Origin of the sequence: Moorena sp. SIO4G3 (assembly GCF_010692305.1) — a bacterium.
Taxonomy (GTDB): domain Bacteria; phylum Cyanobacteriota; class Cyanobacteriia; order Cyanobacteriales; family Coleofasciculaceae; genus Moorena; species Moorena producens_A.
Map to the genome: position 1 here is coordinate 33,220 of NZ_JAAHIG010000001.1, position 11,151 is coordinate 44,370.

The window sequence follows — 11,151 nt, forward strand, 5'->3', positions numbered from 1 at the left end:
GGACCAAAGGGGTTGAGGGCAAAGTTATCTCCGGCACCATTTGCGCCATTGACTTCTACCACATCAAAGCCAGCACCCCCTTCCATGATATCGCTGCCATCACCGTTATTCCAAATCAGTCGGTCATTACCATTTGCGCCATTAATATTGTCATCACCGCGATCGCCAATCAGGGTATCATTGCCTTCACCACCATCTAGAAGATCAATACCATCACCACCGCTTAATAAATCATTGCCAGCTCTGCCATCAAGTACATCTTCCCCAGCAGCCCCTGCTAGGGTGTCATGGTCAGCACCCCCATCAAGAAGGTCATTGCCACCCAAACCTAGTAAGGTGTCATTGCCAGCACCCCCGATCAGGTTATCATCATTGTTGTCTCCTACTAGAAAGTCATTACCTGGACCGCCGATTAATGTACTCATGAAAGTTGCTCCTAAATTTTTGAGAGGTTGTAATTAGGTATCTATAAGAGCTATCCACCTCTGTTTGGATAATTATGCAAGAAGCCTAATATTTTTTTTTCCCTAGAAGTTAACTTTGTGTATATGTATACTAAAATAATGGAAAAACCTGGTAATAAACGGTTTAGAATTCCCCGGCAGGAGACAGTTCCATGATGGAGTCAGTGATTGGATCTACTGTAGACACTACTGGTTCAAGGTTAGAACCCAGACTGAGTTGATTCTGTTCACGGTACATACGGGCAAGAGCACCAGTGAAGCCAGCGTTGTAGTCAAGAGCGACTTCATTAATGGCATAGTTAGTTCGATCATCGACATAGGCATTATCGTCTGGTTCAGAGGGACCACCTACCAATGCACCATAGAGAATGTTGAGGTTGTCCGTTGGTGATTCGATGTCATTGGTGGTGGAACCATGGGCTCCACGATGGTGGGGATTCTTGGGAGAATTGTGGCCAAAACCCACGACATAACTGAAATTATTGGGATTATCCCCAAGAATGTAGTCAATTTGATCAGCTGCGAAATCGGAGTAACGACCATTACCATCATTAACGGTATCACTATAAATACCAGCAAGGAAAGCGGTATTGGCAGCATATCGTAGGGAACCCCAGTCATTGAACCAAGCTAGTCCACCCTCAGTATATTCGATCCCTTCACCACTGTCGTCACTCCAGTAGTCCAGCCAGCGTTCTACTTCGATACGGTACCTATCCTGGTCAGTTTCCTGAGCAAGGAGGATGCCAGTACCATAGACTTTTTGATCCCAGGATTGAGTCTGAGTCGGATCAATACCTAGATAGTAACTTTCGGCTTTATCCAAGTAGGTCTGGTCACCGGTTGCTTTGTACAGCCAACTTGCAGACCAGGCTAGTTCGTCTTCGTAGCCACTCCAAGAATTGTAGAAAATAGCAGCATCGGCGATAGAGTCAGAGTAGTTACCCTGATAGGTCTCGGCAAAGTCAAATAGGGCTTTGGCGTTTGTGAGTAGTTCATTAGCGTAGCTGCTGTTTGTGGATTGGAAGGCAATTGAGGCAGCAGCTAAGGCCGCAGCGGATTCACCAGCTAGGTCAGAACCTGGATTTAAAGGATCAATTTTGAACGCTGGTCGCGCCATGGTCATGGTTTCCGGCGGTGCCCAGACGCTGTGGTCGATTTCACCGGATCCCACCTGTCCCCAGAACTCTTGGGTTTGACCGTTACTGTCTGTGATGTGGGCTTTGAGTATGTAATCGGTACCCCACTTAATGGCATCCAACGCCTCATCCCATTGACCCATTTGCTGGTAGGCATCTTGATATTCGATTGCCCCCCAAGCTAGCATAGTCATGGCAGCAGCCATGGGGAAGCCGAACTTGACGTGGTCCCCAGCATCGTAATAACCGCCAGTGAGGTCAACTCCTACATCAGCACCATCGTTGAGGCCAGAATCCCCGCGCCATCGGATGCGATTGTCCTCTGGAAGTTTACCAGAGCGCTGAGCTTCATAAAATAAGAAGGACTTTTCGACAGCGTCACCATAGTTAAACTGTGTTGATACATTGGTTGATAAATTGCTGCTGATGATACTAGGTACAGTCTCACCATTTCCATTGGATGGGTTTATTTTAACAGGAGTAGATGCATTCATTAGTAATTAAAATTTAGTAAGTTTTTAGTAATTGTTGAGAACCAATCAAGTCAAATCACCCCTGTTTACTACTGGAAAAATAAAACAGGTCACATTACCATTTATTGTGCTTTATTCTTTTGTTTGTGACTATAAAAATAACGAAACAGGGTAAATCATACCTGTGTAATAAAGGGAAAAAGAACTAGTCTCTAAGTCTCCGTCAATAAAGGAGATAATAGGTCATTCTATTTGATTTACAAAGGCACTTTAAATTTGAGTAGTATTACTCTCAATGGCGACACCGAAATAGTTTTATTTGGTAACGATAGCTAATACTAGTTTACAACTGTCAAGATATTAGTGTTAAAGAAAATTAGAAGATATTGTTAATTTTTAGTAAAGAATTAAAATGCCTAACACACAGTATCTTGAACTAATCAGTTTTAAATTAGGTGAGGTACATTTTTATAGGGAACAGGGAACGTAAGTATTCAGCTATCAGCTATCAGTTATCAGCTGTCAGCTTATGTGCTACGCACACGGGTGCGCGTTCAGCTTTCAGCCATTAGCTTATGGGCTATGGGCACGCTACTTTACGAATAGCTTTTGAATACAATCAGCTGACCACTGACCACTGACCACTGACGGCTGAATGCTTACCAGGGAACAGGGAACTTCGGATCAGGGAACAGCGGATCACCGGAACAGGGAGCAGTGATGCAGCGCTATACTTTATTAACTCTTGCCTCTTGGCTCTTGCCCTACTTTTCGGTATCTCCCCATCTCCCCATCTCCCCATCTCCCCATCTGGTTAATCTGGGGGACAGAGGAAATTTTGGAGTTTTTCCGGCATTTCCTCAAAATTCTCTAGAAGGAAGTCTAAGGGAAGGAGCCAGAAGCCAGCGCCAGTTGTCGAATCTTCGCGCTGGCTTCTGGCTCCTTCCTTTTGTAATAATACAAAAAGTATAAATAGGATAAAAACCTTAAAAAACTTAAAAAACTAATTTGGGAGTTTGTAGGGTGGGCAAAAAGCGATGCAGCGCCTTCATGCGGGGGTTTCCCCCACTCGCGCTTTGCATCAAGACACAGTTTGGTTCAAATGAGTCTTCTAGATAATATTACTTTGCCCACCCTACTTGAATTGGTATTTTTTTTTACACGCAAGTCCCTTAGTTGTTCATATGACGGTGTCTTACCTACTGAGTCGCCTAGTTTGTAATATGTGTGTAATACAATAAAGTTGTGAAAATTTAATCAATAAAGTTGTGATCTTATCAACTTGTTGAGGTCACTTAAACGGCGGTACGTTAAGCATAGTAAAGCGATGCAGCGCCTTCATGCGGGGGTTTCCCCCACTCGCGCTTTGCATCAAGAAGCGTTGATAGACTTTGGTACTATCTCAAATATAATTCCTTAAAATGCAATTTTTAAATAAAGCTAAATTTTGACAATAAAATAGGTTTTGCTATATGGTATTTAAGGCTCATATTGTTTAAAATTTTCATTGCCTTGACAACAGTATAAGATTAGTGTTATAGACATTGATTAAACTTGTGATAACAAGTTTTTACTCAGATTTACTTATGTTGTATTAGGAAACTATTTTCTCTATCTAAATAAAATTTAATCATGGAAATATCTATGAAAAAAAATTCTATTTTGTGAGTATTTATGACAATCCTCTGGACGTTGAGCCAATGGATATCATTGATATCAAGGTGCAGGAAACTATTTTCAGAGGCAAGACTATTTTCCCAGTTGACTAACCAAAGTAATTTAAACTATGCTCAATTGCAACAGATTAGGTTGTTTGTGCCAGACCAGCGTATCTCTGGGTAAGGTTCAGCGGTTGAAGAGAGTGATCATCTTAATCACAATCTTTGCTGTACTCGAAATGGTTGTCGGCTTTGTTAGCCACAGTTTAACTCTCAAAGCTGATTCGGCTCACATGCTGGCAGATATTGTAGCAATGAGTATTGCTTTGCTTGCTGCATGGCTGGCTCAAGGCTCCTCGAAGTCTCGAAAGCAAATGAGCAATCAACCAATTGAGGTTTTGGCTGGTCTGATCAATAGTATCGGTCTAGTGGCTATGTCTGTATGGATTGGGCGAGAAGCGATCGCCCATCTGCAAGGGACACCTGAGGAAATCCTCAGTTTGCCGATGCTAGTCACTGCCTTAATTGGCGTAGTGATCAACAGCATTAACCTCTATTGGCTAGGGGAAAATACTGAGCAAGACCTCAATCTGCGTGGTGCATTTTTGCATGTACTGGCAGACGTAGTTGGCTCAATCGGCACTATAATAGCTGCTTTGGCGGTTGGAATTTTCAACTGGCCTCAGGCGGATGCGATCATCAGCTTTAGTGTAGCTATTTTAATTGGCTTAAGTAATCTTCCGCTGCTGGGGCAAACCCTGCAACTAACTAGGAGGAGGGCGATAGAACCCCCCCCTCATGAGTTAGGCTGGCTAGAGTTAGGAAAGACCGATTTAGTGTCTTTGATAAAACTCAAAGAGGATTGAAAATTACTGGAGAGCTATTGATTTTGAAATGATAGTTTTCGGTAATTTTTAGGTAACCATTTAGTGGTCAGCGGTCAGCGGTCAGCGGTCAGCTAATGATACAACCACTACTAAACCAGAGTGCGATCGCATAAATTATGCCATCGAAGTCCCGATAGTTGGATAATCCTGCTAAGTTGCTGACCCAATGGGGAGTCCAAAGCCTAGCACTAATACCAACTAACCCGGAAATAATACCTAAACTACAGAAGCTGACTGCCGCTGCAATTCGCCCCTGTCTCTGCTTCTGGTCTTGGCAACGAGACACACGGAAGTGTAGCTGAAAGGGGTAGGTTTTTTACCTCAGGGTCAAACGGTTCCACAACTTGGCTTCTGATTTGGCCTACCCATTTCTAATTTCTTCCGGATCGAGACAGGGCCATGAAGGATTAAGAAATAGTAGATGCACCCTGACTGATCCCTCAGCTACTCGCTGGGGATTTTTTTTTGTTCAATTTTGTCTCAAGTTATCTATTAGTTATATGTGGGATAGCCATCTTGGCTGTCTCCTTGGCATAAGCGTTTTTAATTTCTTCCGGATCGAGACAGAGTCATGAAGGATTAAGAAATAGTAGATGCACCCTGACTAATCCCTCAGCTACCCGCTGGGGATTTTTTTTGTTTAATTTTGTCTCAAGTTATCTATTAGTTATATGTGGGATAGCCATCTGGGCTGTCTCCTTGGCCTAAGGGTTTCTAAATTCTTCCGGATCGAGACAGAGTCATGAAGGATTAAGAAATAGTAGATGCACCCTGACTAATCCCTCAGCTACCCGCTAGGGATTTTTTTTTGTTCAATTTTGTCTATCTTTTATCAATGGGTAAGGGTTTCTAATTTCTTCCGGATCGAGACAGAGTCATGAAGGATTAAGAAATAGTAGATGCACCCTGACTAATCCCTCAGCTACCGGCTGGGGATTTTTTTTGTTCAATTTTGTCTCAACTAATCTATCAGTTCTATGTGGGATAGTCTCAATTTAATTCTCTCGAAGACATTCCCAACTGATATCCCAGAGCCTTTTTCTTCATGGTCTGGAAAATGTTGTAAAATCCATTAGCGCGAGAAGGGGTTAAACTAGCATTCAATCCGATGTCTTGAATAAAGTCAGGAGATAGGTTGACAATCTCTGTTGGCGTCAGTCCATTCAAGCCTTCAATTAACAACGCCACTAATCCTTTAACCAATTGGGCATCTGAGTCTCCCTGATACAAGACTTTGCCATCATCCAAGTTAGCGGTGATATAAACCTGGGACACGCAGCCAGGAACTTTGTTTTCTGGTACTTTATCGGTTTCTGGCATTGCCTGAAGCTTCTTGGCGTACCACAGCAACTGCTGATACCGTTGCTTGGGGTCTTTGCGCCGCTGAAAACGTTCTACAATCCGAGCAAGAGCTTCTGGTAAAGGGCTTGAGGTGGCTGACATACCCAATGTTTAAAAAGGATTAACCATTTTATTTATAGCAGTTATCAATACCGAATTGATAACTGCTATAAATGCATATTAGCTGATCAGGTAAGACCCAGAGGAGCACAGAGTTTGTGAGCCAAGATAAATCGTCAACCTTTGATAAACAAAATCCTCGCCAGTTAGCATTCCTAGCCCTCCGGGATATTCATCGGCGGGGTGCTTTTGCTGATATTGCCCTGAATCGAGTGCTACACACTGCTCAGTTAACTGGTGTTGATCGGGGCTTAGTGACAGAATTAGTTTATGGTAGTGTCCGACGACAGCGCACTCTGGATGCTCTACTTGACCAGTTGGGCAAAAAGAAAGCGAATCAACAACCTCCAGATTTGCGCACTATACTTCACCTTGGACTATATCAGCTGCGCTATCAAGGCCGAATTCCTGCTTCAGCAGCGGTCAATACCACGGTTGAGCTAGCGAAGAACAATGGTTTCAAAGGACTGGCAGGGGTGGTTAATGGTTTACTACGAAACTATGCCCGTTTAGCTGCCAATTCCCCTGACCCTTTGCAGTTGCCAGAAGGGGATATCGAGCGTTTGGGCATTTTACACAGTTTTCCCGATTGGATGATCGAGCTGTGGTTACAACAGCTGGGAGCAGAGGAAACAGAACAGCTGTGTCAATGGTTTAACCAATCTCCTACCATTGACTTACGGGTAAATCCCCTCAAGGTGTCCATGGAGGACGTGGAGGCAGGGATGCAATCTGCTGAACTGGCTATTCAGCGGGTACCTCCCTTGGTCTCGCACCAGGACGAGGAGAATGGTGAGATTATCCCTATGTTCAGCAACCCAGCTCAGCTCCCCCAAGCACTGCGGGTTGTGGGTGGTGTTGGTGCCATTCAAGAGCTACCGGGATTTAAGGAAGGTTGGTGGACTGTTCAAGATTGTAGTGCCCAGCTGGTCAGTTATCTGCTGGACCCTCAACCTGGTGATGTGGTGATTGATGCCTGTGCTGCACCGGGGGGCAAGACAACTCATATTGCGGAATTAATGGCAGATCAGGGCAAGATTTGGGCATGCGATCGCTCAGCTTCCCGCCTCAAAAAAGTCCAACAGAATGCCGAACGGTTACAATTACAATCGATTCAGATCAGTACTGGTGATAGTCGGGATTTACCTGAATTTACTAACATCGCTAATGCTGTGTTATTAGATGCTCCCTGTTCGGGTAATGGTACCCTTCACCGACGTCCTGATATTCGTTGGCGCATGACTCCAGAAAAAGTCCAGGAACTTACTGTTTTGCAAAAAGAATTGTTAGAGCATACCGCAACTTGGGTCAAGTCCGGAGGTGTGTTAGTCTATGCTACCTGTACCTTAAATCCTAAAGAAAATGAGGCGGTAATACAATGGTTTCTGGAAGGTCATTCTCAGTGGCAAATTGAACCCCCTACTCTTTCCTTTCTTAAGGGGTTTTCAACACCGGAAGGTTGGCTGAAAGTTGTGCCCTATCGAGACCAGATGGATGGTTTTTTTATGGTGCGGTTGAAACGAATGGTATAGCCAAGGGAGTAGGGAGTAGGGAGTAGGGAGTAGGGAGTAGGGAACAAAAATTATCACAATTGATTTAGTTACCCTATAGCTACCTTTAGTTAGAGTGCTCTTGCAGCCAGTTGAGTAAGTCCTCACTGGTGTTAAAATCCCAGATGGCTTTTGATAAACGGTCTAGGTCTTGGTTGGTCAAGGCTTCGATTAATGCGATCGCATTCCTGGTTAGTTGTCCAAAACGGCTCTCAAGCAGTCCCAATAGTAAATTTCTTTTCCCTTCTAGTCTGCCTTCTTCTCGTCCTTGTTCTCGTCCTTCCCTTTTCGCGAAACTCCATGCACGTCGCGCGTCCTCCAAGGCCATCTCCTGTTTGCGGAGTTTTTCCACTTCTGAGACACTAAACCCCGCTTGATTCGCTATAGTTAAAGCTTTTTCTAGCTGTGGGATTTCTTTGAGCTGGTCAGGAATGATTTCTAAGTTGGGTGCTTCTTTGATAAAAAAGATCCACTTATCGATCACACTTTCCAAGTCTTCCAGTTGCTTAGTAAATTTAGGGAGTTCCACAAACACCAACTTTAATTCATTTTCCTGATAAGGCAAGTGGTCTTCTTCCTCTTGAAAGTAAAAACAGCTAATGACTTTTTCGGTTGAGGGGAATAACTTAAAATCCGTGATGGTTAAAGCAATGACCGGATTGAGATCGAAATATCCCTGTCCCGATTTAAGTTGATTTCCATAGGTTTTGCACAAGTTATAAACCACTCGCTTCTCGAAAGCCTCCACATTCCAGAGTTGCATCTCAATGATGACAGTCGTTTTATCTTCTAATACTGCCTTCACATCTAGATAAGTGTCTTTTAAATCTACTACATCCCCGGCGCTATAAGGGTCAATAATTTCTAAATCCTGGATGACGGAATTACCAGAGTATATCATGGCATTGAGAAAGGAAATCAGAATATCCTTACTCTGATCTGAGCCAAAGATTTTCTTGAAAGCAAAGTCAGTTTTCGGGCTGATGAATCTCATGGTTTTACAGGTTTATATAGGGAACAGGGAGCAGGGAATAGGGAATAGGGAGTAGGGAGTAGGGAGTAGGGAGTTGCGTAGGGTGCGTTAGGGGCGGGCTAGCCCTAATTTTCCGCCTCTTCGTTCCTGCTTGAAACAGCCCGCCCCGTAACGCACCATCAGAGCTTGTAGGGTGGGCAAAAAGCGATGCAGCGCGGTCTTGGGGGTTTCCATCATGAGCGACTGCATCAAGACACAGTTTTTTTTTTATTATTAATGATTATACTATTTTGCCCACCCTACGTTAATTGGTATTTTTTTGAACTTTTTATTAATCTGTTAGGACAACTGATTAATTTCATCGATACTCAACCCCGTATATTGAGCAATATCACTCAGGGGTAACCCAGCGGCCTTCATCTGTTTAGCAATCTGGTATTTTCCTTCAAGTCTACCTTGTTCTCGTCCTTCTAGCCTTCTTTCTTGTCGTCCTTCTTCTCGTCCTTCCCTTTTCGCAAAATTCAATGCACCTCGCCAGTCCCACAAGGCCATTTCCTGTTTCCAAATCTTTTCCAATTCTGACTCACTCAACCCCGCTTGATTCGCTATAGTTAAAGCTTTTTCTAGCTGTGGGATTTCTTTGAGCTGGTCAGGAATAATTTCTAAGTTAGGCGCTTCTTTGATAAAAAAGATCCACTTATCTATCACACTTTCCAATTCTTCCAGTTGCTTAGTAAATTTGGGTAGTTCCACAAACACCAGCTTTAACTCGTTCTCCTGATAAGGCAAGTGGTCTTCTTCCTCTTGAAAGTAAAAACAGCTAATGACTTTTTCGGTTGAGGGGAATAACTTAAAATCCGTGATGGTTAAAGCAATGACTGGATTGATATCGAAATATTTCTTTCCCGATTTAAGTTGATTTCCATAGGTTTGGCTCAAGTTATAAACCACTCGCTTCTCGAAATCCTTTACATTCCAGATTTGCACTTCAATCAGGACAGTTGTTTCATCCTCTAATACTGCCTTAACATCCAGATAAGTATCTTTGAAATTTACCAAATACTCGTCACTATAGGAATCAAGGATTTCTAAATCCTGGATGACTGACTTACCGGAGTATATCATGGCATTTAGGAAGGAAATCAGAATATCTTTACTCTGATCTGAGCCAAAGATTTTCTTGAAAGCAAAGTCAGTTTTAGGGCTGATAAATCTCATGGTTTTACACCTTTACGAAGTTTATACCGTTTCTCATAGCTATGAGGTACACATTATTTTCTCACTCTTGCCTATTGCCTATTGCCTGTTCCCTATTCCCTATTCCCTATTCCCTTGTCTATACTCAATCAAACTCCGGTGCCCACACTTCAACAATAGGTAATTCCCAACCAGGAAGCAATTCTGGTACTTGCAGCACATCCCCATCCCCCAGCACAACTTTATCCTGATTGAGGCGATAAACTTCCATGGTGCGAGTTCTCGGATCCACTAATACCCCAACTGTAGTTCCCAATTCCAGAAATTGCTGTATCTTCTGGCGCAATTTTGGTAGGCTATCGCTCTTAGATTTAACCTCAAATGTCAAATCAGGGACTAATTCGGCGTAATCTTCTGTAGTGCGAGGTAGACGTTCAGCTAAGATAAAAGACGCATCCGGGGCGCGAACATCCCCATCTTTATTGGGTAAGCGAAAACCACCACTAGAACCAGAAACTCTTCCTAATTTGCAGGGTCTTACCCAGTTACGAAGTTGAGCAGCGATTTCTATTGCTACTTCATCGGATTCTAACCCTGAAGGACTCATAAAAATAATTTCTCCCTCTATTAATTCCATCCGATAATCAGGATGCTGTGCTTGCAGCGTTTCTAAATCTTTGACCGTTAAATTAGGCATTATTAAAATCCTCCATCTACAGTTTTTTTTAGGGAGTAGGGAGTAGGGAGTAGGGAGTAGGGAGTAGGGAGTAGGGAGCAGGGAGCAGGGAGCAGGGAGCAGGGAGCAGGGAGTAGGGATTATCGCTTTTTGAATTAGGCAAAAAATCTAATATATTTTTTGATTGCTACACTAAATACCCTACCCATACTAACCACATTACTCTCTTATTTATGCCCTATTTACTATTATAGCAATTTTAAATTTCGTAATAAAAAAAAATTCCTAAACCCCTTGACTATTGATTAATTTATTTATATATTAATAATATACACCATTTAAGGATACTGTTGAGCATGACAAAAAACATTCCGCCTAACTCCGATGACAATCAAACTCCTGAAAACCCTGGTCGTAAACCTAAGAAAGTCAAGTACGTTTTGATCGGTTCTCCTGAACAAGTTCGGAATACGATTAATGCCATCTATGGCCTGAAATACGCCTATCCCGACGAGTGGAGCACTCCAGAACCTACTGAAAAGCCTGGTGAGGTTATGACGTTTTTGATTCGATATTTCTATGTAGACTAGGATAGGGTTTTGCCAGGGTTTTGACGCCCTGGCGACCAGGAATTGTGGAGGTTATGTTTAAGCTATCAGCTTATGGGTTAGGT

The 11,151-nt window shown here is 43.1% G+C and carries 12 protein-coding genes; 3 read left to right on the forward strand and 9 right to left on the reverse strand.

Translation table 11 applies throughout. The features are described from left to right. From F6J99_RS00185 to F6J99_RS00195, 3 genes are all read right to left on the reverse strand, one after another. On the reverse strand, positions 1-425 hold a 425-nt coding region (locus tag F6J99_RS00185), incomplete at its 3' end, for a calcium-binding protein (RefSeq protein WP_293111168.1). 163 nt (positions 426-588) lie between these two features. Further along, complete coding sequence (locus F6J99_RS00190) at positions 589-2,097, reverse strand: glycoside hydrolase family 9 protein (RefSeq protein WP_293111170.1); 1,509 nt, start codon at positions 2,095-2,097, stop codon at positions 589-591. Between the two features lie 598 nt (positions 2,098-2,695). Continuing rightward, entirely contained in the window at positions 2,696-2,878 is a 183-nt protein-coding gene (locus F6J99_RS00195; protein ID WP_293111172.1) for a hypothetical protein, read from the reverse strand. A gap of 984 nt (positions 2,879-3,862) precedes the next feature. On the opposite strand from F6J99_RS00195, the gene F6J99_RS00200 reads away from it, so the two are divergent. Further along, on the forward strand, positions 3,863-4,600 hold the full coding sequence (locus F6J99_RS00200) for a cation diffusion facilitator family transporter (protein WP_293111174.1): 738 nt from the start codon (positions 3,863-3,865) through the stop codon (positions 4,598-4,600). 88 nt (positions 4,601-4,688) lie between these two features. Here the strand turns inward: F6J99_RS00200 and F6J99_RS00205 are convergent, their stop codons facing one another. Beyond that, a complete protein-coding gene (locus F6J99_RS00205) occupies positions 4,689-4,907 on the reverse strand; it encodes a hypothetical protein (protein ID WP_293111176.1) in 219 nt (72 codons plus the stop codon). Positions 4,908-5,611: 704 nt separating this feature from the next. Continuing rightward, positions 5,612-6,064 carry a SufE family protein gene (locus F6J99_RS00210; protein ID WP_009149117.1) on the reverse strand — a complete coding sequence of 151 codons (453 nt, stop codon included), beginning with the start codon at positions 6,062-6,064 and terminating at the stop codon, positions 5,612-5,614. A 116-nt stretch (positions 6,065-6,180) separates the two neighbouring features. Here F6J99_RS00210 and F6J99_RS00215 point away from each other — a divergent pair, with 116 nt between their 5' ends. After that, entirely contained in the window at positions 6,181-7,614 is a 1,434-nt protein-coding gene (locus F6J99_RS00215) for a 16S rRNA (cytosine(967)-C(5))-methyltransferase (protein ID WP_293111178.1), read from the forward strand. 85 nt (positions 7,615-7,699) lie between these two features. Here F6J99_RS00215 and F6J99_RS00220 read toward each other — a convergent pair whose 3' ends face one another. The 4 genes from F6J99_RS00220 to F6J99_RS00235 form a co-directional block, all read right to left on the reverse strand. Then, positions 7,700-8,626 carry an Rpn family recombination-promoting nuclease/putative transposase gene (locus F6J99_RS00220; protein ID WP_293111180.1) on the reverse strand — a complete coding sequence of 309 codons (927 nt, stop codon included), beginning with the start codon at positions 8,624-8,626 and terminating at the stop codon, positions 7,700-7,702. 87 nt (positions 8,627-8,713) lie between these two features. After that, entirely contained in the window at positions 8,714-8,842 is a 129-nt protein-coding gene (locus tag F6J99_RS00225; protein WP_293111182.1) for a hypothetical protein, read from the reverse strand. A 102-nt stretch (positions 8,843-8,944) separates the two neighbouring features. Then, positions 8,945-9,823: an Rpn family recombination-promoting nuclease/putative transposase gene (locus tag F6J99_RS00230; RefSeq protein ID WP_293111184.1), complete on the reverse strand. Its 879-nt coding sequence runs from the start codon at positions 9,821-9,823 to the stop codon at positions 8,945-8,947. A gap of 124 nt (positions 9,824-9,947) precedes the next feature. Then, the gene (locus F6J99_RS00235) at positions 9,948-10,499 is read right to left on the reverse strand and encodes a Uma2 family endonuclease (protein WP_293111186.1); all 552 of its coding nucleotides are present in this window, start codon (positions 10,497-10,499) and stop codon (positions 9,948-9,950) included. A gap of 335 nt (positions 10,500-10,834) precedes the next feature. Between F6J99_RS00235 and F6J99_RS00240 the strand changes: the two genes are divergently transcribed. After that, a complete protein-coding gene (locus F6J99_RS00240; RefSeq protein WP_009149134.1) occupies positions 10,835-11,068 on the forward strand; it encodes a hypothetical protein in 234 nt (77 codons plus the stop codon). Positions 11,069-11,151: the final 83 nt, after the last annotated feature.